The organism is Aeromicrobium sp. JP4 (genome assembly GCF_054957925.1).
Map to the genome: position 1 here is coordinate 2,542,513 of NZ_CM143290.1, position 21,463 is coordinate 2,563,975.

Here is a 21,463-nt window from a genome sequence, read left to right on the forward strand (position 1 = left end):
GAGGACCAGGGGATCACCCGATGGTGCACGTCGCCCCCGGTCGGCAGGCTGGTGCCATGAGTTCTCCCACCCACGGCTCGCAGCTGGATGCCCTGCGACGCTCGACCGGCGACAAGCTGCTCGGCGGCGTCTCGGGCGGCGTCGCGCGAGCCCTCAACATCGACCCGGTCATCGTGCGGATCGGCTTCGTGGTCCTGACCGTCGCCGGGTTCGCCGGACCGATCCTCTACGCGGCCTGCTGGCTGCTCATCCCCGCCGAGGGCTCCGAGCGCAGCGTGCTGGGGGAGGCCTTCGACCTCAAGTCCGACTCGCAGCTGCGGTCCGTCGGACTGATCGTCGCCGGCATCATCGCGCTCGCCGCGATCCTCGGGGACACCGCGTGGGGCCTCGGCGGCTGGTTCTGGTGGCCGGTGTGGACCCTGGTGTGGCTCGCCGTCCCGGTCGCCGTCGCCGTCCTCGTCTGGCGGCTCGTGACCCGGTCACGTCAGCAGGACGCCCCGCCACAGTTCGCACCGCCCCCGCCCTACCAGCCGGGGCCGTCCGCCCAGGCGTTCACCGGCTCCGACGAGCCGACCACCACGTCCCTGACAGGAGACGACGAGATGACCACCCCCCTGATGCCCGACGCGTCGGACACCGACGAGCGCCCGGGCGAGCACACCGCCGTGCTGCACGAGCCGGGCCCTCCCGGGCAGCCCCCGGGCCCGCCGCCCACCCCGGTGATGCCGCCCGCCCGTCCCCGCCAGCGCTGGTCGCCGGCCCTCCTGCTCCTGACCCTGTCGGCGATCATCGCCGCCATGGGCGCCCTCGGCCTCTGGTCGATCGTCCAGGAGCCGCTCGACGCCGCGATCTACCCGGCCGTCGCGCTGGGCATCGTCGCCGCAGGCCTGTTCGTCGGCACGAGGATCGGCCACCCGGGTGCTCTCGTCCCGCTCGGCCTGCTGGCGATCCCCGTCCTGGCGGTCGCCTCGGTGGCACCCAACCTCTCGGCCGGTGACATCGACCTGCGGCCCACCACGGCCGCCGCGATCGCCGAGCCCATCGAGCAGGGCTTCGGCCGGGTCCAGGTGGACCTGACCTCTATCCAGGACCCGCAGACGCTCACCGGGCGGACGCTCGAGATCGACAACGGCGTCGGCGAGACCCTCGTGGTGGTGCCCGAGGGCCTGGACGTCGCGGTCGAGGCCCGCCTCTCCGCCGGAGGACGCATCGAGGTCTTCGACCGCGTCGCCGACGGGCAGAACCCCTCACTCGACAGGCCCTCCGACGCCCCCGGGGCCTACCGCATCGAGATCAACGGCACGGCGGGCGAGATCCAGGTGGTTCGTCGATGAACACCCATCCGATGCGCTGGGACGCGCTGGTCTTCGGCGTCCTGTTCACCCTCACGCTCGTGGGGTGGGCGCTGCTCCACTACGACCTCGCGAGCGCCGACGGTCTGGCCGTCGCCGGACTCGTCACCCTCATCCTTGCCGGAGTCGCCGGCATCGCCCTGACCCTCAGGAGGAAGTCATGAACCCCACCCCTGCGCCCAAGAAGCTCACCCGCAGCGCCACCGACAAGTGGCTCGGCGGCGTGTGCGGCGGACTGGCCGAGTACACCGGCGTCGACGCCACGCTGATCCGCGTCATCACCGTGGTGCTCATCGTCGTCGGCATCGGCACGACGGTCCTGGTCTACCTCGCCGCCTGGCTGCTGATGCCGCAGGCGCCGGTCAGCCAGGTGTGGGGCCCGCCGACGACCGATGGGCCGACCGCGCCGCCACCGCCGTCTGCGTGAAGTCCGAGAACACCCCGTCGACCCCGGCGGCGTAGAAGGCCAGCAGCTCGGCCGTCGCGTCACCGGGGTCGGCCTTCGTTCCTCCGGTGCGCATCTGCTTCGGCAGGAAGTTGTTCTCGTTGCGCATCGTCCAGATGTGGACGAAGAGGCCGGCCTCGTGCGCATCTCGCACGAGGCCGGTCTCGTCGAGCAGCGTGTGGTCGCGGGCCCGCGCGATGACCAGGCTCTTGTTCGGGCCGATGCCCTGCGCGTACTCCGCGATCCTCGCGAGCTCGGCCGGGGCGGTGAGAGCGGCGTAGTCGCGCGGGTCGTAGGTGGACGCGAGGTCGTAGGGGGCGCCCAGGCGCTCCATGAGCTGCACGAGCGGCAGGGGCGTCCGGTGGCGCAGGTCCTTGAGGTTCGCCGTCTCCATCGACTGGATGACGACCTTCGCGTCCTCGTGGTTGAGCCTGCGCCGGTCGAGCACCTCGAGCAGCCGGTCGTTGAGGTCCAGCCCGATCGACCGGAAGTACGTGGGGTGCTTGGTCTCGATGTAGACGCCGATCGGTGCGACGTCCGGTCCGCGGCGCGCGTTCTCCGCCTCGGCGATGTCAATCACCTCGTCGAGGGTCAGGATCGGCTCGGTGCCCTGGAGGGGCAGATTCTGCGGGCGCAGCTCGGGCAGGCGCTCGCGGGTGGTCAGGGTCTTGATCTCCTCGAGGGTGAAGTCCTCCGTGAACCAGCCCGTCAGCGGCATCCCGTCGATGAACTTCGTCGTGCGCAGGTGTGCGAACTCGGCGCGACCCGCGACGTCGGTGGTGCCGCCGATCTCGTTCTCGTGGCGGACGACGAGGACGCCGTCCTTCGTGGCCACGACGTCGGGCTCGATGTAGTCGGCACCCTGCTCGATCCCCAGCAGGTAGGACGGCCGGGTGTGCTCGAGGCGCGATCCCGGGACGCCGCGGTGGGCGATGACGACGGGCTCTGGGACGAGCGAGGCGGTCATCGGGTCAGCGTAGGCGACCGACGACCCGGGTGGCACCGTCGCGACGCGGGTCCGCGGCTGCGACGAGCGTGCCGTCGGCGGTGGACATGGCTCCCGAGACGCCGCCGAAGTACATCGACAGGTGGTCGGGGTCCTCGACCTTGATCTCCTCGTCCTCCGTCGCGGCGCGGTGCACGTGCAGACGCGGGTGGTCGATGGCCTCCTGCAGGGACAGCCCGTCCTCGACGAGCCCGGTCAGCGCCTGCAGGATCGCGGTCGTGATGCGGTCGGCGCCGGGCGAGCCGATGGACAGGACGCCGCCGTCGGCGTGACGGCCGACGGTGGGCGCCATGTTCGACAGCAGGCGCGACCCGGGCGGCAGGCCGTGCAGGCCGCGCGGGTTCAGCTCCTGCTCGCCGAGGCAGTTGTTGAGCCAGATCCCGGTCTCGCGGGCGATCATCCCGGAGCTGTAGCCCGACGAGATCGTCACCGAGCAGGCCGTGCCCTCCTCATCGGCGGTGGAGACGTGCGCCGTGGAGCCGGACTCGAGGGCGGCGATGCCGTCGCGGTCGATCAGGTCGAGGAACGCCGCCGCGTCGCGGTCGAGGTCGTCGGTGTGGTCGAAGGTTCGCAGCCGCTCGCCCAGCACCCGGCGCTGGACGCGCAGGAGGTGCTCGGTGTCGGTCAGGCCGTGCCCCGCCATGAGACGCAGCATCGCGGCCACGCTCACGCCTCCCACGGCAGGCGGCGGGTTGGTGCCGAGCGTCCAGCCCTCCATGCGCGCGGTGAGCGCGGGGCGCACGACAGGCTCGTAGGCCGCGAGGTCGTCGGGGCCGAGGAGGCCGCCACGGGCCAGCACGTCCTCGGCGATCGCACGGCCGAGCTCGCCGGTGTAGAGCTCGGCCGGGCCGTGGCGCGCGATGCGCTCGAACGAGTCCGCGAGGTGCGGCACCACGAGGTGGTCCTCCGCGACGCCACCCTGGGCGTCGTGCACGGCGGCGCGGCTCGCCTCGTCCCAGCCGAAGATCGTGTCGTGCACGTAGGAGAGGTAGTACCGCGAGGCGGCGCTGAGCCGGAACCCTCCGCGGGCCACGTTGATCGCCGGGGCGAGCAGTTCGGACCAGGGCAGGTGGCCCCAGCGGCGGTGCGCCTCGCCGAAGGCCGCGATCGCGCCGTGGGTGGCGACCGAGCCCGGGCCGACGGTGATCGTGACGCCGCCGCCGTACTCGGTGAGGACGTCCCACGTGCCCTCGCCTCGCCGGTCGGGGCAGTCGCGCCCCGGCATGTCCATCCAGCCGTCGATCGTCACCGGCTTCGAGCCGTCGGGCGGCTGGATCGTCAGGAACCCGCCCGCGCTCGCCGACACGAGGCCGACCTCGTTCACCATCGCGACGAACGCGGCGGCCAGTGCCGCGTCGATCGCGTTGCCCCCGGCCTTGACGATCGCCTCGCCCGCCTCCGCCGCGGCGGTGTTCGGGGCGGCGATCGCAACGCTGGTCACTCGCTCAGCGTAGGGGCGTGGGCCGCAGTTATCAGGTGGGCCGCGCGACCGCGTAGGTCAGGTGGGCGAACTGGCCGCGGCGGTCGACGTCGGTGAGCCGGAGGCGGTCCGGCCCGAGCCGGCGGGGGAGGAGGGGCTGGCCCGCGCCGAGGGTGGCCGGCGCGACGCTCACCTGCACCTCGTCGAGGGCGCCGGCGTCGTCGAACTGGCCCACGAGGTCGCCTCCGCCCATGAGCCACACGTCGAGGTCACCCGCGCGTGAGCGGATGGCGGCGAGGTGGTCGCGGACGTCGCCCGAGACGACGGTCAGGTCGGCGCCGGCGGGCACCGGCAGGTCGCGCGACGTGAACAGGAAGGCCGGCTTGCCCGACATCGCGTCGGGCCAGGCCTCGGGCTTCTCCAGCGCGCCGGTCTCGCGCAGCAGCCACTCGTACGTCGAGGAGCCGAGCACGGTGACACCGACCGACGCGAGGAACGCGGTGAACGGGTCGGCGTGCTCGGGGGCGTCGGGGGTGCCGCCCTCGACGGCGAAGAGCCAGCTGAGGCTGTGGTCGGTGTCGGCCAGGAATCCGTCGAGCGTGGCGGCGGTGTTGAAGACGAATCGGGTCACACTCGATCGTCGCGCGAACGAGCGGCCTGCGGCAAGCAGTGACCCGGCTCGCACGGCCGGAACGGAATCGAAGCGGCGGTGCGGGCCTTGTACCTGCTGTGACCTCGACACCAACCGAACCGACGCGCGCCCGCCACGTCGGCCTGGCCCTGCTGGCCCTGGCCCTGGGCGGCTTCGCGATCGGCACCACCGAGTTCGTGACGATGGGCCTGCTGCCCGACGTCGCCGAGAGCATCGACCGCGACATCCCCACGACGGGTCACATCATCTCCGCGTACGCCCTCGGCGTCGTCGTCGGAGCGCCCCTGATCGTGTCGCTCGCCGCGCGGATGCCGAAGCGCACGCTGCTGCTGTGGCTGCTGGCCGGCCTGGGCCTGGGCAACGCCCTCACGGCCGTGGCGAGCGGATACGTCCCCGTCCTGCTCGCTCGCTTCGTCGCCGGGCTGCCGCACGGCGCCTACTTCGGCGTCGCGTCGCTCGTGGCCGCGTCCCTCGTCCCGGCCGGGCGCCGGGGTCGCGCCGTGGCCATGGTGATGATGGGCCTCTCGGCGGCCACGGTCGCCGGCGTCCCCGCCAGCGCATGGCTCGGGCAGGCGCTCACGTGGCGCGCCGCCTACGCGCTGGTCGTGGTGATCGCCGTGGTCGCCGCGGTCCTCGTGCTCGCCTTCGTCCCCCACCTCCCCGGCGACCCGTCGGCCACGATCCGCGGTGAGCTCGTGGCCCTGCGCGAGCCGGCGGTCATCGCCGCCTTCGCCACCGGCGTCGTCGGGTTCGGCGGCATCTTCGCGATGTACAGCTACATCGCGCCCATCGTCACCGACGTGGTCGACCTGCCGTCCTCGGTGATCCCGGTGTTCCTGCTGGTCTTCGGCCTCGGCTCCGTCGGCGGCACCCTGCTCGCCGGGCGTCTGGCCGACTGGGACAACGTCCGCCAGGTCATCGGTGGCCTGGGCGCCACGGTCGTCGTGCTGCTGGCCTTCTACGAGCTGGCCTCGTTCGCGCCCGCGGCCCTGCTGTGCGTGTTCCTCGTCGGGGCGCTCGGCAGCGTCGTCGCGATCGGCCTGCAGATCCGGCTGATGGCCGCGGCCGGCGATGCCCAGATGCTCGGCGCCGCGCTCAACCACGCGAGCCTCAACATCGCGAACGGACTGGGTGCCTGGCTCGGCGGTCTCGTGATCGCCGCGGGCGCCGGTTACGCGGCCCCGGCGCTGGTGGGCGTCGCGCTCGCCGCCGCGGGACTCGTGGCGTTCCTCGTGGGGCTCAGGGTCGCGCCGGTGCGGACCCCCGTGCACGCCTGACGCACGTTGAGGGCGACCGGGCCTCCCGGCCCGGCCGCCCTCCTACTCCACCGTCCCGTGGAGTGTGCGGTCGCAGGGCGGTGCCCGGCGAACGGCGTGTGGATCTCGCGGCTCAGCGTACTGAGACGTGGGTCACACTGTAACCCCGAGTTGCGACGGCGTCGAGAGCGCGAGCGGATCGTTCGTGGCGCGGATCGCCTGGGCGCCCGCAGCGGGGGTCAGCCACAGCTCGTCGCCGTGCTGGAGACCGAGGTTTCGGGCCTCGGCACGGGTCACCGTGACCTGCACGGGCGGCTGCTGCCCCTCGCTCGGCGTGACGTCGAGACGGACCTCGAAGCCGATCCGCGTCCACCGCGTGATCCGGCCGCGCACGGCATCCGGTCGCGGGGTCACCGAGACCTCGATGTCGTGGGGACGGATCTGCAGGTCGCCGAGCCGGGTGACCGGGCCGAGGAAGCTCAGCACGAAGTCGGTGGCGGGAGCGTCGTAGAGCTCGTCGGGCGACCCGACCTGCTCGATGCGGCCGTCGTTGATGACCACGATCGAGTCGGCGACCTCGAGCGCCTCCTCCTGGTCGTGGGTGACGAAGACCGTGGTCACGTGCACCTCGTCGTGCAGGCGGCGCAGCCAGTCGCGCAGCTCCTTGCGGACCTTCGCGTCGAGGGCTCCGAACGGCTCGTCGAGCAGCAGCACGGTGGGCTCGATGGCCAGGGCGCGAGCCAGGGCCATGCGCTGGCGCTGGCCGCCCGAGAGCTGCGAGGGCAGCCGGTCGCGGAACTGGCCCAGGTGCACGAGCTCGAGCATCTCGTCGACCTTGGCCGCGATCTCGGCCTTGGGTCGCTTGCGGATCTCGAGGCCGAACGCGATGTTCCTCGCCACGGTCATGTGCTTGAACGCGGCGTAGTGCTGGAACACGAAGCCGACGTTGCGCTTCTGCGCCGGCAGCCGCGTGGCGTCGACGCCCTCGATCTCGACGCGACCGGAGTCGGCCTCCTCGAGGCCGGCGATGATGCGCAGCAGCGTGGACTTGCCGCCGCCGCTGGGTCCCAGGAGCGCGGTCAGCTGCCCGGTGGGGATGGACAGGTCGATGCCCTCCAGCGCGACGAAGTCGCCGAAGTTCTTGTTCACCTGTGAGATCTCGATGCTCATGGCGGCCTTTCGCTTCAGTGCCGCTCGGTGCGCGAGCGCAGGAGGGACACGACGATGATGCACAGGACGGAGACGCTGGCCAGCAGGAAGGCGATGGCGTACGCCGACTCCTGCTCCCAGTTGAGGTACTTCTCCTCGACGGCGAGCGTGGCGGTGCGGGTCTCGCCGAGGATGTTGCCCGAGACGACCTTCACCGCGCCGAACTCGCCGAGCGAGCGGGCCAGGGTCAGCACGACGCCGTAGATGACGGCCCACTTGATGCCCGGGAGGGTCACCCGCCAGAAGGTCTGCCAGCCGCTCGCGCCGAGCGAGCGCGCGGCCTGCTCCTGCTCGGTGCCGATCTCCTCCAGCACCGGCACCACCTCGCGGACGACGAGGGGCAGCGCCACGAACGCGGTGGCCATGATGATGCCCGGGGTGGCGTAGATGATCTGGATGCCGGCGCTCTCCAGCCCCGGACCGAACCAGCCGCCGCGACCGCCGTAGACCAGCACGAGGGACAGGCCCACGACGATCGGCGAGATGGCCAGCGGCAGGTCGATGAACGAGCCCAGCAGGCGCTTGCCGCGGAACTCGTTGCGGACCAGCAGCAGCGAGATCGTGACGCCGAAGACCGTGTTGATCACGGTGGCGACGACGGCTGCGAACGCGGTGAGTCGCAGGGCGGCCACGGTGTCGGCGTCGGCGAAGACGGTGCGGAGGGCGTCGAAGCCGTTCTCGAACGTGTTGGTCACGACGAGCGAGACGGGCCACGCCACGAGCAGGAACAGGTAGGCGATCACGGCGAAGCGGACGACGTAGGTGACCGGGCCCTTGCGGGTGCGGATGCGCTGGATGTCAGCCACGGCGGGCCACCCTCCGCTGCAGGAGGTCCAGGAGCAGGATCACGGTCAGGGAGACGATGAGCAGCAGCGTGGCGATGGATGCCGCGGCCGCCGGGTTGTCGTTCTCGATCGCGCCGAGGATGCGTACGGACGCGACCTCGGACGTGAAGGGCAGGTTGCCCGAGAGCAGCACGAGCGAGCCGTACTCGCCGACGCCGCGGGCGAACGACAGGGTGGCGCCGGCGGCGATCGCGGGCGTCAGCGTGGGCAGGATGATGCGCGTGAAGGTGGTGAACCGGCTGGCCCCGAGCGAGGCCGCGGCCTCCTCGATCTCCACGTCGATCTCCTCCAGCACCGGCTGGACCGTGCGCACGACGAACGGCAGGGTCACGAACAGGAACGCCAGGAAGACGGAGGCCTCGGTGTTGGCCACGTTGATGCCCAGCGGACTCTCGTCGTTGCCGTAGAGCGAGAGCAGCACGAGACCGGCCACGATCGTGGGCAGCGCGAACGGGATGTCGATGAGGACCTCGAGCAGGGCCTTGCCGGGGAAGCTGTCGCGGACCAGGACCCACGCGATGGCGGTGCCCACGAAGACGTTCACCACGGTGACGAGCAGGGCGGACGTGACGGTGAGCCGGATCGCGTCGGCGGTCTGCTCGTTCGTCACCGCGTCCCAGAACGCACCGATCCCGCCGCCGGCCGCGGTGGCCACGACCGCCGACAGGGGAATGAGCACCAGGAGGCTGAACCACGTCATGGTGACCCCCAGGCCGATGGCGGAGGCGCGGTTCAGCGCGCCGGCCGGCCGGGTGCTCCCCGGCCGGCCCGCGCGCGTGACGACGTCCGCAGAGGTCACGAGGCCGCCTTGCCCGACTTCGCGATCGCCTCGGTCACGATGCCGACGGGGTTGCCGTCCTTGCCGTCGCCGAACAGCTTGTCCTTGACCTCGCCCCAGCCCGGACCGCCGAAGTTCTTCTCCAGGGTGAGCAGGTTGTTCACGGCCGGGTAGGGATCGGAGGAGTCGGGAGCGCCCTTGATGTCGCCGGGCTCGAGATCGACCGCTGCCAGGTCGGGCGTGCCGGGGTTCTCGAGGTTGAGCGGACGGAAGCCGGTCAGCGCGAACTGGCGCTGGCCCTGCTTGCCGAGGACGAAGTCCAGCCAGTCCTGCGAGACGGCGCTGGAGTCCTTGAGGATGGCGCCGGGGTTCTCGATCAGCAGGGTCGTGTCGGGGATGACGTACTCGAAGCCGTTGCCGTTCTGGGCGGCCAGGATCGCCTCGTTCTCGTAGGCGAGCAGCACGTCGCCGGCGCCGCCGAGGAAGCTCTGGGTGGCGTCGCGGCCGCTGTTGGTCAGCGACACGACGTTCGCGAAGAGGTCGTTCACGAACTCGGTGGCCTCGGCCTCGGTGCCGCCGTTCTCGGTGACGTGGCCCCACGCGGCGAGGGCGTTCCAGCGCGCGGCGCCCGAGGACGCGGGGTTGGCCGTGACGATCTCGACGCCGGGCTTCACCAGGTCGTCCCAGCCCTTGATGTCCTTGGGGTTCCCGTCGCGGACGCCCAGGACGACGATCGAGTTCGACACGATGCCCTTGTTGTCGGCGTCGTCCCAGGTCTCCTCGACCAGGTCGGCCTCGACCAGGCGGTCGACGTCGGTGGCCACCGAGAGGTGGACGTAGTCGGCGTCGAGCCCCTCGACCACGGCGCGGCTCTGGTCGCCCGAGGCGCCGTACGACGTCTTGAAGCTCGTGCCCTCGCCGGCGTCGGTCTTCACGAACTCCTTCTGGATGTTCTTGTTGGCGGCCTCCGGCACGGCGAACCCGACGATCGAGATCTGCTCGCCGCTCTCGGCGGCCTCCGAGCCGCAGGCCGTGAGGGCGGTGGCAGCGGTCAGCAGCAGGGCCGCGGCCGCGATGGGGCGCAAGCGATGTGCCATGGGAGTTCCTCTCGATCGGTCCGCCGCTTCGTGCGGTGGGCTCGAGCAGTCAACGTAGGTCAGACGCGCGCCGTTGTGGACCATGTTCATATTCTGGACTAATTAACTCGACAATGAGCACTCCGCTACTGGGCGGGGGAGGCCGGGCGACCGCAGCGGTGACCGGCGGACCCGGTAGTTTGGGGGGCGTGACGGACTCGACGATCATCTACACGCACACCGACGAGGCTCCCGCCCTCGCGACCTACTCCTTCCTCCCGATCATCGAGGCGTACGCCTCGAAGGCCGGTGTGGAGGTCGAGACCCGGGACATCTCGCTCGCCGGCCGCATCATCGCGGCGGTCAGCGACCTGCTCCCCGAGGACCAGCGCGCGGCGGACGCCCTCGCCGAGCTGGGCGAGCTCGCGAAGCGGCCCGAGGCCAACATCATCAAGCTTCCCAACGTCTCGGCGTCGGTGCCGCAGCTCAAGGCGGCCATCGCCGAGCTGCGCGAGCAGGGCTACGACCTGCCCGACTACCCCGAGGACCCGCAGACCGACGAGGAGCGCGACGTCCGCGCCCGCTACGACAAGGTCAAGGGCTCCGCGGTCAACCCGGTCCTGCGCGAGGGCAACTCCGATCGCCGCGCGCCCGCGTCGGTGAAGAACTACGCCAAGAGCCACCCGCACTCGATGGGCGCCTGGAGCAGCGACTCCAAGACGACTGTCGCCACGATGGGTGTCGACGACTTCCGCTCCAACGAGAAGTCGGTGACCCTCGAGGCCGACGACACCCTGCGCGTCGAGCTGGTCGGCGACGACGGCTCGACCACCGTGCTGCGCGAGTCGATCCCGGTCCTGGCCGGCGAGATCGTCGACGCGACGAACATCAACGTCGCCGCGCTGCGCGAGTTCCTGACCGCCCAGATCGCCCAGGCCAAGGCCGACGACGTCCTCTTCTCGGTGCACCTCAAGGCCACGATGATGAAGGTCTCCGACCCGATCATCTTCGGCCATGTGGTCCGCGCCTTCTTCCCGAAGACGTTCGCCCAGTACGGCGCCGACCTCGCCGCCGCGGGCCTGAGCCCCAACGACGGCCTCGGCGGCATCCTCGCCGGCCTGGAGTCGCTGCCGAACGCCGCCGAGATCAAGGCCTCGTTCGACGCCGAGCTGGCCGACGGCCCGGCGCTGGCGATGGTCGACTCCGACAAGGGCATCACCAACCTGCACGTCCCGAGCGACGTCATCGTCGACGCGTCGATGCCGGCCATGATCCGCACCTCGGGCCACATGTGGGGCCCGGACGGCCAGGAGGCCGACACCCTCGCGGTGATCCCCGACAGCTCCTACGCCGGCGTCTACCAGGTCGTCATCGACGACTGCAAGGCCAACGGCGCGTTCGACCCGTCCACGATGGGCTCGGTGCCGAACGTCGGCCTGATGGCCCAGAAGGCCGAGGAGTACGGCTCGCACGACAAGACGTTCGAGATCCCCGCCACCGGCACCGTGCGCGTCCTGAACTCCGCCGGTGACGTGCTCCTCGAGCACACGGTGGCCCAGGGCGACATCTGGCGCGCCTGCCAGACCAAGGACGTGCCGATCCGCGACTGGGTCAAGCTGGCCGTCAACCGCGCCCGCGCCACCGGCGACCCGGCCGTGTTCTGGCTCGATGCCGACCGCGCCCACGACGCGCAGCTGATCGCCAAGGTGAACCAGTACCTCGGCGACCACGACACCGAGGGCCTGGACATCCGGATCATGTCGCCGGTCGAGGCCACGCAGCTGTCGGTCGAGCGCCTTCGTCAGGGTCAGGACACCATCAGTGTCACGGGCAACGTCCTGCGCGACTACAACACCGACCTGTTCCCGATCCTCGAGCTCGGCACCAGCGCCAAGATGCTGTCGGTGGTCCCGCTGATCAACGGCGGCGGCCTGTTCGAGACCGGCGCCGGCGGCTCGGCGCCCAAGCACGTGCAGCAGCTCGTCAAGGAGAACTACCTGCGCTGGGACTCGCTCGGCGAGTTCTTCGCGCTGGTCCCCAGCCTCGAGCAGTACGCCACCGCCACGGGCAACGCCAAGGCGCAGGTCCTCGCCGACGCCCTGGACCGGGCCACGGCCAGCTTCCTCGAGCACGACCGCTCGCCGGGCCGCAAGCTCGGCACGATCGACAACCGCGGCAGCCACTTCTACCTCGCCCTCTACTGGGCGCAGGAGCTGGCGCAGCAGTCCGAGGACACCGAGCTCGCCGAGGTGTTCGCGCCGCTGGCGCAGAAGCTGGCCGGCGACGAGCAGGCGATCGTCGACGAGCTGCTCGCCGTGCAGGGCCAGCCGGCCGACCTCGGCGGCTACTATCAGCCCGATCCGCAGAAGGCCGCGAAGATCATGCGACCGAGCACGACGTTCAACGAGGCACTCGCCTCCTTCTGAGCCTGCTCACACGACAGCGGCGGCCGGGTGATCCCGGCCGCCGCTGTCGTTCGTGTGGGGGTCAGCGCTGCGACGTGCGCGCATGGCTCGAGGGCGCGAAGAACTGCACGACGGCCAGACCGAGGGCGAACGCCAGGGCCGGAACGAGGAGTGACTCGGCCATGGCCTCGGAGAACGGTCCGGCCAGCTGCTCAGGCAGACTCTGGCCGCCCGTGCCGCGGGCGGCGGTCTCACCCGCCTCGGGCAGGTGCACGGCGAGCCGGCTCGTGATCGCGGCGGCGATCGCCGCCGAGCCCAGCACCGCGCCGACCTGGCGGGTGGCGTTGTAGACGCCCGACCCGGCGCCGGCCGACGACATCGGCAGGTTGCGCGTGGCGGTGGAGGCCAGCGGCGCCCACAGGAACGCGTTGCCGAAGCCCAGCACGGCGTTGAGGACGAGCAGCTGCCACAGCGGAGTGTCGGGGGCGATGACCCACGCGGTCCCCAGCATCGCGAGCGCCGAGGTGCCGAAGCCGACCGAGGCGAGCCGGCGCGGCGGCAGCCGGTCGCTCATCCGGCCGACGACCGGGGCCATGGCCGCGGTGACCACCGCCATCGGCACGAAGAGCAGGCCGGACTGGGTGGCGTCGTAGCCGAGCACGGTCTGGGTCCAGAGCATGAACGGGAAGGCCATCGCCGTCACCGAGAACGAGACGGTGGAGATGGCCATGTTGGCCACCGAGAAGTTCCGGTCGCGGAAGAGGCTGAGCGGCACGAGGGGCTCGCGCCGGTTCCGCGCCTGCCACCAGACGAACACCGCGAGCACGAGCAGGCCGGCCGCGATCAGCAGCGGGACCGACACCCAGCCCTCGATCGTGCCCCAGTCGTACTCCTCGCCCTCCTGGATGCCGAACACGATGAGGAACATCGCGACGGCGCTCAGCGCCACGCCGATCCAGTCGAAGCTGTGCGTGTGGGTCTCCAGGCTCGGCACGAGGCGCAGTGCCAGCACGAAGCCCACGATGCCCACCGGGACGTTGATGAAGAAGATCCACTCCCAGCCGGCCGTGTCGACGAGGATGCCGCCGAGGACAGGACCGACGAGGGTGGCGACGCCGGCGGTGGCGCCCCACAGGGCCATCGCGCGACCGCGGCTGTCCGCGGGGAACGTGCGCGTGATGACGGCCATCGTCTGCGGCGTCATCATCGACGCGCCGAGGCCCTGGAACACGCGGGCGACGATGAGTCCCTCGACCGAGCCGGTCAGGCCGCACCACAGCGAGGAGAGGGTGAAGACGGTCAGGCCCACGAGGTAGACCCGCTTCGGGCCGAAGCGGTCGCCGAGGCGGCCCGTGATCAGCAGCGGCACGGCGTACGCCAGCAGGTAGGCGCTGGTGACCCAGATGACCGAGTTGTAGTCCGTCTGCAGGTCGTCCCGGATGGCCGGCGTCGCCACGGAGACGATCGTCGAGTCGACCAGGATCATGAAGAAGCCGATGACCATGGCCCACAGGGCGGGCCACGGGTTCTCCGGCAGGGTCCGGGCGGGGGCGGTGGAACTCACCCGGGGAATCTACGCCTGCGTCAGCGAAGCCGCTCGTACAGGTGGTGGTCGGTGACGGTGCCGTCGGCGAGGTGGGCCGTGCGGTGCTCCGTGCCGTAGCGCGAGAACCCGAGGGACTCGGCGATGCGCAGGCTGGGGGTGTTGCCCTCCGCGGCGACGATCGAGAGCCGCTCGAGGTCGAGCTCCTCGGGGTCGAACGCGTGCTCCACGACGGTTCGCGCCGCCTCGGTCATGAAACCGCGTCCGCGCGCATCGGGGTGCATCCAGTAGCCGAGCTCGCCATTGCGCTCCGCCGGGCCGTCGAGGTCCATCACCGAGATGGTGCCGAGCAGTCGGTCGTCCCCGGGCTCGGTGATCGCCCACGTCTGGCGCTTGTCGATCGCGGCGTTCCACCACGCCGCGTACAGGAACCGGCGGGCGTCGTCGACCGTGTAGGGCGCGGGCATGTGCGAGAGGTACAGGCGCGTGCTGGGGTCGCCGCACGCCTCGATGATGCGGGGGACGTCGGACTCCACGAGCGGCCGCAGGCGCAGCCGCTCGGTGGCGAGCGTCGACTCGAGCCACGCCGTGCGGGCAGCGGGGGCGTCGCCGAAGCGGATCGACCCGGTCCAGGCGTCGAGGATCCGCCCGCGCTCGAACAGTCGGTCGGGCTCGGTGCCGTGGAGACGGAAGCCGACGGAGTGGGCGACGCGGAGGCTCCCGACGTTGCCGACGTGGGCCGTCCACTGAATGGCCTCCTTGCCCGCCTCGACGAACGCGTGGTCCACCGCCAGGCGCACCGCGGCGGTCATGACGCCCTGCCCGCGGCAGTCGGGGTGGAGCGCGAAGCCGACGTCGGCGAGCGCCTCCTTGCCGCGGATGTCCACGTTGCCGGCGTAGCGGCCCTCGAACTCGATGGCCCAGCACATCGCCGTGCCCTCGTTCCAGTTCTTCGGGACGATCTGCAGCGCGAACTGCTCGCTCATGGAGCGTGAGTGCGGCGTGGGGACCGCGGTCCAGCGCACCATGCCGTGGTCCTGCGCCATCTGCAGGGCACGGTCGATGTCTGAAGGGGTGTGGGCGCGCAGCGTGACGAGCCCGTCGGTGAGGACGGGGACGTTCAGGGGCCAGAGGGGTCCGCTCACCGGTGCGCGTCGCGGAACGGGCTGGCCGGGTAGACGCCGAGGATCTTGATCTCGGTGGTGAAGAAGCGCAGCTCCTCCAGGGCGCGGGCGAGGCCCATCTCCTCGGGGTGACCGTCGACCTCCGCGAGGAACATCGTGGCGGTGAACTCGCCGTCGACCATGTAGCTCTCGAGCTTGGTCATGTTGATGCCGTTGGTCGCGAAGCCGCCGAGCGCCTTGTAGAGCGCTGCGGGCAGGTTGCGCACGTTGAAGATGAAGCTCGTGACGACCGGGCCGTTGCCCGCGGGCACGCGCCGGTCCTCGCGCGACAGCAGGACGAAGCGCGTGGTGTTGTGCTCCTCGTCCTCGATGTCGGCGGCGAGCAGGTCGAGCCCGTAGATCCCAGCGGCCAGGGGAGGGGCGATGGCCGCGGCGGTCACGTCGTTCGCCTCCGCGATCTCGCGCGCGGCGCCGGCGGTGTCGCCCGAGATCAGCGGGGTCCAGCCGTGCTCGCGGATGATCCGGCGGCACTGCCCCAGCGCGTGCACGTGACTGTGCACGGTCTTGATGGACTCCAGCGTCGTGCCCGGCGTGCCCATGAGGGCGAACTTGATCGGCAGGAAGTGCTCGCCGACGATGTGCAGCCCGCTCGTGGGCAGGAAGTGGTGGATGTCCGCGACGCGCCCGGCCAGCGAGTTGTCGATCGGGATCATCGCGAGGTCGCAGTGCCCCGAGCTGACGGCCGCGAAGGCGTCCTCGAAGGAGGCGCACGGCACCGCCTCCGCGTCGGGGTGGTGCAGGTCGATGACCAGGTGGGAGTTCGAGCCGGGCTCCCCCTGGTAGGCAATGCGCGTCACGGGGCCAGCGTATGCCCGCCCTGCGTCGGGCCCGACGCCGTGGGGACGCTCCGGGGACGAACGATGATGCATTGGGGTACCGCAGCGGGGCGAGATGCATCATCGTTCGTCCTCATGCGGCCGGACTTGCGGTGGCCCGCAGGAGTTGGTCGATCACCCGGTCGGGCTCGTGTCGGATGGAGAACGAGGAGAACGCGAGCACGCGCCGGCCGTCGATCACCAGCTCGTTGGACCGGTGCAGGTCATCGCTCCACTGGTCGATCGCCAGGTGCGGGATGCCGTGGATCTCGACGGCGAGGTTGAACCGTTCCCACCACGCATCGAGGTAGTACCGGCCGTCACGGCCCTTCGCCCGAGCTTGGCGGGTGGGCCGGGGCAGTCGTGCGGCAAGGCGCAGCGCGTCGAAGTCCCTTTCGGGCAATGACTGGATCCCGCCACGTGCGTCGAGGACCGACTGGATGATCAATGACTTGTGGCGGCAGTTGCCGCGGCGCTCGAGGACCCGGCGCATCCGCACGACACTCGTGAGCCGTTGCTGGAATGCCGCGATCACGAGAGCGCGGGCGCGCCGTGGCGTGGCCGCCCAGCTGGCCGCGTCGACGATGCTGCGCTCGAGCGTCGTGCGCCGCGGCTCGTTCGGGGGAACGTCGACCCCGTCCAACTGGGTGCTCCAGTGCAGTTCGATATCTCCGTGCGGTCGCCGTCCTCCCTCGGGCAGGACGATCGAAATGCGCTCCGGGTCGAACCCCTTCAGCCCCCAGCGTCGTGCTGCTGTCAGCCCGGCCAGGGCGCTCCGGCTCGGGCTGGCGGCCAGCCAGGCGCGCTCGAGCTGGTCTGACGTGAGAGGCCCGTTGTGGGTGATGACCACCCCACGCATCGGCTGCTGCCACGCGCCCGAGCGGATCCGCTGCCGGACGACTGACCTGCCGTGGAGAGCGACGGCGCGGGCGGTGGTGAGGACGTCGAGCATGCGCCGAGGCTGCCGCTCGGGCCTCACTCACGGCCAGCACCGTCTGCGGGGTTGTGGACGGCCACCCGCGCCCGGTTCCGCCTGTGGAGGACGAACGATGATGCTTATCGCCCCGCTCCGGTACCTCAATGCATCATCCTTCGTCCCGTCAGCGGGCGGAGTGCATCAGCCTTCGTCCTCTCGGGCGGCTGCGGGGGCGGGTTGCACGACGAAGACGTGGGGAGCGGCCCAGGAGCGGGCGGCGAAGGCGGCCTCGACGCGGGCGCGGAGGGGGTCGACGTTCTCCGGGGGGAGGAGCGCGATGGCGCTGCCGCCGAAGCCGCCGCCGGTCATCCGGGCGCCCAGCGCGCCGGAGGCGAGGGCGGCGTCGACCGCCACGTCGAGCTCCTCGCACGAGACGGCGAAGTCGTCGCGCAACGACTCGTGCGACGAGGTTAGCATCGCGCCGAACTGCGCCCAGTCGCGGCGGCGCAGCGCGGTGACGGCGCCGCGGACGCGAGTGGTCTCGGTGAGCACGTGGCGGGCGCGCGCCTTCAGCGTGTCGTCGGTGAGCGACAGCAGACCGTCGAGGCCGATCGCGGCCAGCGACTCGAGGCCGGCCGAGTCCGCCGCCTCGGCACACTCGCGCCGGCGCTCCGCGTACTCGCCGGCGGCGAGCTCGTGGTGGACGCCCGTGTCGATCACGGCGAGGACCAGCCCGGCGTCGACCCAGTCGGCCGGCACGGGCTCGGTGGTGGGCGGTTCGGTGCCGAAGTCGAGGTGCACCGCGTGTCCGGCCTCGGCGAACAGCACCGCGTACTGGTCCATCAGCCCGGTGGGGACGCCGACGAAGTCGTTCTCCGCGCGCTGCGCGATCACCGCCAGCTCCTCGCGAGAGCGGCCGGCCCCGGCGAGGTCGTCGAGCGCGAGGGCCACACCGCAGGCCAGCGCCGCAGAAGAGGAAAGACCCGCGCCGACGGGCAGGTTGGACTCGAGCACGAGGTCGGCGCCGGTGACCGGAACCCCGGCCGACCGCAGCGCCCACACGACGCCGGCGGGATAGGCGGCCCATCCCGAGACGTCGCCCGGCGCCACGTCGAGGCCGAACGAGGCGCGCTCGCCACGGCTCCACAGGTTGACGGCGCCGTCGTCGCGCTGACGGGCCTTCAGCAGGAGGGAGCGGTCGATCGCGATGGGCAGCGCGGACCCGCCGTTGTGGTCCAGGTGCTCACCGATGAGGTTCACCCGCCCGGGAACCCGCCAACGGCGCACGTCATCCACGCCGTTCACCCTACTCATCGGACGACTGGCAGAATCGACCCCATGTCACGCCTCCCTCGTGCGTTGTCCGGCGCCCAGCCGACGGCCGATTCGTACCACCTCGGCAACTACATCGGCGCGTTCATGAACTGGGTCGCGCTCCAGGACGACTTCGAGGCGTTCTACTTCATCCCGGACATGCACGCGATCACGGTGGACTACGACCCCGCGCAGCTCGCGGAGCGCACCTACGTGGCCGCGGCGCAGATGCTCGCCGCCGGCGTCGACCCCGAGCGCAGCGCCCTGTTCGTGCAGAGCCACGTGCCCGAGCACGCCCAGCTGGCGTGGATCCTGAACGGCGTCACGGGCTTCGGCGAGGCCAGCCGGATGACCCAGTTCAAGGACAAGAGCGCGAAGGCCGGCACCGAGTTCGCCAGCGTGGGCCTGTTCACCTACCCGATCCTCATGGCCGCCGACATCCTCGTCTACCAGGCCGACAAGGTCCCGGTGGGCGAGGACCAGCGCCAGCACGTCGAGCTCACCCGCAACCTCGCCCAGCGGTTCAACCACCGGTTCGGCGAGACCTTCACCGTCCCCGAGGCGTACATCGTCAAGGAGACCGCGAAGATCTACGACCTGCAGGAGCCGACGAACAAGATGAGCGGGTCGAACCCCGTGCACACGGGTGTCATCGACCTCACCGACACCCCAAAGCAGGCCGCCAAGAAGATCAAGTCGGCGGTCACCGACTCCGAGACCGAGATCCGCTTCGACGTGCAGGCCAAGCCCGGCGTCTCGAACCTGCTCACGATCTACTCGGTGCTCACCGGCCGCACGATCGACGACCTCGTCAAGGCCTACGAGGGCAAGCAGTACGGACACCTCAAGGTCGACCTGGCCGAGATCGTCGGCGAGCTCGTGGGCACGTTCGGGACCCGCACGCGCGAGCTGCTCGACGACCGCGGCGAGCTCGACCGCATCCTGGCCGCGGGTGCGGCCCGCGCCCGCGAGGTGGCCGCGCCCACCCTCGACCTGGTCTACGAGCGCTCCGGCTTCGCCAAGCCGCTGGGCGGCCGCCCGTGACGATCACCGTCGGCGTCTCGATCGCCATCCCCGAGCCGTACGGCGAGGACCTGCGCGACAAGCGGCGGTCCTTCGGCGACGAGATGGCCGACCGGATCCCCAGCCACATCACCCTGGCTCCGCCGCTGGAGGTGGACGACGACGGGATCGCATCGCTCACCGAGGACCTGCGCGAGCTGACCGAGGTCTTCAGCTCCTTCCGGGTGAGTCTGCTCGGCACCGGCACGTTCCGCCCGATCTCGCCCGTCGTGTTCGTCGCGGTGAGCGAGGGCATCGCCCAGATCGAGACCCTCGCCGAAGGCGTGCGCAAGGCCATCGGCGCGCCCGACCCCGAGTTCCCGTTCCACCCGCACGTGACGATCGCGCACAACGTGCCCGACGAGGCGCTCGACGCGGCCCTGAACGACCTGATCGACTTCCGCTGCAGCTTCGAGGTCGACGCGATCCACCTGTACGTCGACGATCCCGAGCAGGGCTGGCTGCCCACCTCGACCTTCCCGCTGGGCTGACGAGGCTGGGCTGAGTCAGCCCTCCAGCGCCTCCACCAGGACGGCGCGAAACGCGCGGGCCGCGAGGGGGAGGGTGTCGAGCGGCCGGTGCGCCACGGCGATGCTGCGCGCCAGCGGCGGGTTCTCCAGCTGGGTGCGACGCAGGCCGGTGCGGGTGCCCATGACGATGTCGGGCACGACGGCATGACCGAGCCCGGACTCCACGAACCGCAGCACCGAGCCCATCTCACCGCCCTCCACCGACAGCCGCGGCTCGAAGCCGGCCCGCGCGCACGCGCCGAGCGTGACGTCGCGCAGGTCGTACCCCTCGCGGAACATCACCAACGGCAGCCCGGCCAGGTCGGCGACGTCCATCGTCTCGGGCATGTCCGTGTCGGCGGGGCTCGCCAGCACGAGTCGCTCGGTGTAGACGATCGAGGTCTCCAGGTCGGGGATCTGCGAGGCGAGCGGCACGATCAGCAGGGCCAGATCGATGCGCCCGGCCGACAGCTCTGCGGTGAGGTCGCGCGAGCCGGCCTCGTGCACCTCCAGGTCGATCTCCGGGTACTCGGCGCGGAACCGGCCGAGCACGGGAGCGAGCAGTCCCTCGACCATCGACGGCGTGGCGCCCATCCGCACCCGGCCGCGTCGCAGCGAGGCGACCTCGTGCACCGACCGGGTGGCGTTGTCGACCTCGATGAGGATGCGCCGGGCATGGGGGAGGAGGGCCTCGCCGGCGCTCGTCAGCTCGATGCCCGCGCGGTCGCGGTCGAGCAGACGCGTGCCCAACGAGTTCTCCAGCGCTCGGATCTGCTTGGACAGGGTGGGCTGCGAGACGCCGAGGATGTCGGCCGCCCGGGTGAAGCTGCGCTCGTCCGCGACGGTGACGAAGTAGGCGAGGTGGCGCAATTGCACGGGCCCATCATAGCCGTTGTCTATGAAAGACGGGCTTACTTCGACTTAGCGTGAATCGAGGAACGCGCCTAACCTGTGGCCGTGGCCACTTCCCAGATGACGCGCCTGCCCGCTCAGCGGTCAACGGTGGCGCTGAAGTTCCTGATGGCGGTGACCGGCCTGATCATGGTCGGCTACCTGCTCCTGCACATGTACGGCAACCTCAAGGTCTTCGCGGGCCAGGAGGCGTTCGACGACTACTCGCACCACCTGCGCACGCTGTTCCAGCCGTACCTGCCGTTCGGTGGACTGCTGTGGATCATCCGTGTCGTCCTGCTGGCGTCGATCGTCGGGCACGCGTACGCGGCCGTCGTGCTGTGGCGCCGCAACCGCAAGGCGGCCGGGTTCGTCGGCGGCAAGCGCTACCACTCGCCCCGCGGCTCGCGCGGCATCCAGCGCTCCTACGCGTCCTTCACGCTGCGCTGGGGCGGCGTCGTGATCCTGCTGTTCGTGATCTACCACCTGCTGCACCTGACCGGGAACCAGATCCACCCCGGCGGCGCGAGCGACAGCCCCTACGAGCGGGTCGTCAACGGCTTCGAGATCTGGTGGGTCGTCCTGTCCTACACGATCGCCCTGCTCGCGGTGGGCCTGCACCTGTGGCACGGCGTCTGGAGCGCCCTCACCACCCTCGGCGCCAACCACAGCGGCACCCGGGTGGGCTCGCGCCTGACCCCGCTGTCGTGGATCGTCGCGGGCATCATCACCATCGGCTTCCTGATTCCGCCCTGGGCGATCCTGCTCGGGATCGTCGACTGAGA

Annotated in this window: 21 protein-coding genes; 8 read left to right on the top strand and 13 right to left on the bottom strand. The window is 71.0% G+C overall.

The features are described 5' to 3' along the window. The first annotated feature begins 56 nt into the window (after positions 1-56). From ACY1JX_RS12445 to ACY1JX_RS12455, 3 genes are read left to right on the top strand one after another with little or no spacing between them, the layout of a single operon-like run. A complete protein-coding gene (locus ACY1JX_RS12445) occupies positions 57-1,334 on the top strand; it encodes a PspC domain-containing protein (RefSeq protein WP_462564146.1) in 1,278 nt (425 codons plus the stop codon). Beyond that, positions 1,331-1,516, top strand: a complete 186-nt coding sequence (locus tag ACY1JX_RS12450) for a hypothetical protein (protein ID WP_181752804.1) — start codon at positions 1,331-1,333, stop codon at positions 1,514-1,516. Before ACY1JX_RS12445 ends, ACY1JX_RS12450 begins: the two co-directional genes overlap by 4 nt. Further along, positions 1,513-1,779, top strand: a complete 267-nt coding sequence (locus ACY1JX_RS12455; RefSeq protein WP_462564147.1) for a PspC domain-containing protein — start codon at positions 1,513-1,515, stop codon at positions 1,777-1,779. Before ACY1JX_RS12450 ends, ACY1JX_RS12455 begins: the two co-directional genes overlap by 4 nt. Here ACY1JX_RS12455 and ACY1JX_RS12460 read toward each other — a convergent pair. The 3 genes from ACY1JX_RS12460 to ACY1JX_RS12470 are packed head-to-tail and all read right to left on the bottom strand — an operon-like array spanning position 1,715 to position 4,854. Beyond that, entirely contained in the window at positions 1,715-2,764 is a 1,050-nt protein-coding gene (locus ACY1JX_RS12460; protein WP_462564148.1) for a glycerophosphodiester phosphodiesterase family protein, read from the bottom strand. The two genes, ACY1JX_RS12455 and ACY1JX_RS12460, sit on opposite strands and share 65 nt — an antisense overlap. A gap of 4 nt (positions 2,765-2,768) precedes the next feature. Beyond that, on the bottom strand, positions 2,769-4,244 hold the full coding sequence (locus ACY1JX_RS12465) for a gamma-glutamyltransferase (RefSeq protein WP_462564149.1): 1,476 nt from the start codon (positions 4,242-4,244) through the stop codon (positions 2,769-2,771). 31 nt (positions 4,245-4,275) lie between these two features. After that, positions 4,276-4,854, bottom strand: a complete 579-nt coding sequence (locus ACY1JX_RS12470) for a dihydrofolate reductase family protein (RefSeq protein WP_462564150.1) — start codon at positions 4,852-4,854, stop codon at positions 4,276-4,278. A gap of 98 nt (positions 4,855-4,952) precedes the next feature. On the opposite strand from ACY1JX_RS12470, the gene ACY1JX_RS12475 reads away from it, so the two are divergent. Continuing rightward, entirely contained in the window at positions 4,953-6,152 is a 1,200-nt protein-coding gene (locus tag ACY1JX_RS12475) for an MFS transporter (RefSeq protein WP_462564151.1), read from the top strand. Positions 6,153-6,284: 132 nt separating this feature from the next. Here the strand turns inward: ACY1JX_RS12475 and ACY1JX_RS12480 are convergent, their stop codons facing one another. Genes ACY1JX_RS12480 through ACY1JX_RS12495 form a run of 4 tightly spaced genes read right to left on the bottom strand, consistent with a single transcriptional unit; the run spans position 6,285 to position 10,060 of the window. Then, complete coding sequence (locus ACY1JX_RS12480; RefSeq protein WP_462564152.1) at positions 6,285-7,301, bottom strand: sulfate/molybdate ABC transporter ATP-binding protein; 1,017 nt, start codon at positions 7,299-7,301, stop codon at positions 6,285-6,287. 14 nt (positions 7,302-7,315) lie between these two features. Then, the gene (locus ACY1JX_RS12485; RefSeq protein ID WP_462564153.1) at positions 7,316-8,146 is read right to left on the bottom strand and encodes a sulfate ABC transporter permease; all 831 of its coding nucleotides are present in this window, start codon (positions 8,144-8,146) and stop codon (positions 7,316-7,318) included. Beyond that, positions 8,139-8,984: a sulfate ABC transporter permease subunit CysT gene (cysT, locus tag ACY1JX_RS12490; RefSeq protein WP_462564154.1), complete on the bottom strand. Its 846-nt coding sequence runs from the start codon at positions 8,982-8,984 to the stop codon at positions 8,139-8,141. Before cysT ends, ACY1JX_RS12485 begins: the two co-directional genes overlap by 8 nt. Beyond that, complete coding sequence (locus ACY1JX_RS12495) at positions 8,981-10,060, bottom strand: sulfate ABC transporter substrate-binding protein (RefSeq protein ID WP_462564155.1); 1,080 nt, start codon at positions 10,058-10,060, stop codon at positions 8,981-8,983. The genes cysT and ACY1JX_RS12495 overlap by 4 nt, the downstream gene beginning before the upstream one ends. A 188-nt stretch (positions 10,061-10,248) precedes the next feature. Here ACY1JX_RS12495 and ACY1JX_RS12500 point away from each other — a divergent pair, with 188 nt between their 5' ends. Further along, a complete protein-coding gene (locus ACY1JX_RS12500; protein WP_462564156.1) occupies positions 10,249-12,465 on the top strand; it encodes an NADP-dependent isocitrate dehydrogenase in 2,217 nt (738 codons plus the stop codon). Positions 12,466-12,526: 61 nt separating this feature from the next. Here ACY1JX_RS12500 and ACY1JX_RS12505 read toward each other — a convergent pair whose 3' ends face one another. The 5 genes from ACY1JX_RS12505 to galK all read right to left on the bottom strand — a co-directional run bounded on the left by ACY1JX_RS12505 (position 12,527) and on the right by galK (position 18,198). Then, complete coding sequence (locus ACY1JX_RS12505; RefSeq protein WP_462565888.1) at positions 12,527-13,948, bottom strand: DHA2 family efflux MFS transporter permease subunit; 1,422 nt, start codon at positions 13,946-13,948, stop codon at positions 12,527-12,529. Between the two features lie 80 nt (positions 13,949-14,028). Further along, a complete protein-coding gene (locus ACY1JX_RS12510; RefSeq protein WP_462564157.1) occupies positions 14,029-15,132 on the bottom strand; it encodes a GNAT family N-acetyltransferase in 1,104 nt (367 codons plus the stop codon). Then, positions 15,129-15,968 (bottom strand): prephenate dehydratase, encoded by an 840-nt coding sequence (locus tag ACY1JX_RS12515; protein WP_462564158.1) that lies wholly within the window; start codon positions 15,966-15,968, stop codon positions 15,129-15,131. The genes ACY1JX_RS12510 and ACY1JX_RS12515 overlap by 4 nt, the downstream gene beginning before the upstream one ends. A 112-nt stretch (positions 15,969-16,080) precedes the next feature. Then, on the bottom strand, positions 16,081-16,938 hold the full coding sequence (locus ACY1JX_RS12520) for a hypothetical protein (RefSeq protein WP_462564159.1): 858 nt from the start codon (positions 16,936-16,938) through the stop codon (positions 16,081-16,083). Positions 16,939-17,103: 165 nt separating this feature from the next. Beyond that, a complete protein-coding gene (galK, locus tag ACY1JX_RS12525) occupies positions 17,104-18,198 on the bottom strand; it encodes a galactokinase (RefSeq protein WP_462564160.1) in 1,095 nt (364 codons plus the stop codon). Positions 18,199-18,240: 42 nt separating this feature from the next. Here galK and trpS point away from each other — a divergent pair, with 42 nt between their 5' ends. Both trpS and ACY1JX_RS12535 read left to right on the top strand, forming a co-directional pair. Next, positions 18,241-19,260 carry a tryptophan--tRNA ligase gene (gene trpS / locus ACY1JX_RS12530; protein ID WP_462564161.1) on the top strand — a complete coding sequence of 340 codons (1,020 nt, stop codon included), beginning with the start codon at positions 18,241-18,243 and terminating at the stop codon, positions 19,258-19,260. Continuing rightward, positions 19,257-19,769 carry a 2'-5' RNA ligase family protein gene (locus ACY1JX_RS12535; protein WP_286931273.1) on the top strand — a complete coding sequence of 171 codons (513 nt, stop codon included), beginning with the start codon at positions 19,257-19,259 and terminating at the stop codon, positions 19,767-19,769. The genes trpS and ACY1JX_RS12535 overlap by 4 nt, the downstream gene beginning before the upstream one ends. 15 nt (positions 19,770-19,784) lie before the next feature. On the opposite strand, the gene ACY1JX_RS12540 is transcribed toward ACY1JX_RS12535, so the two are convergent. After that, positions 19,785-20,663, bottom strand: coding sequence for a LysR substrate-binding domain-containing protein (locus tag ACY1JX_RS12540; RefSeq protein WP_181752775.1), 879 nt, complete (start codon positions 20,661-20,663; stop codon positions 19,785-19,787). Between the two features lie 81 nt (positions 20,664-20,744). Between ACY1JX_RS12540 and ACY1JX_RS12545 the strand changes: the two genes are divergently transcribed. After that, positions 20,745-21,461, top strand: coding sequence for a succinate dehydrogenase cytochrome b subunit (locus ACY1JX_RS12545; RefSeq protein ID WP_462564162.1), 717 nt, complete (start codon positions 20,745-20,747; stop codon positions 21,459-21,461). Positions 21,462-21,463 lie beyond the last annotated feature (2 nt).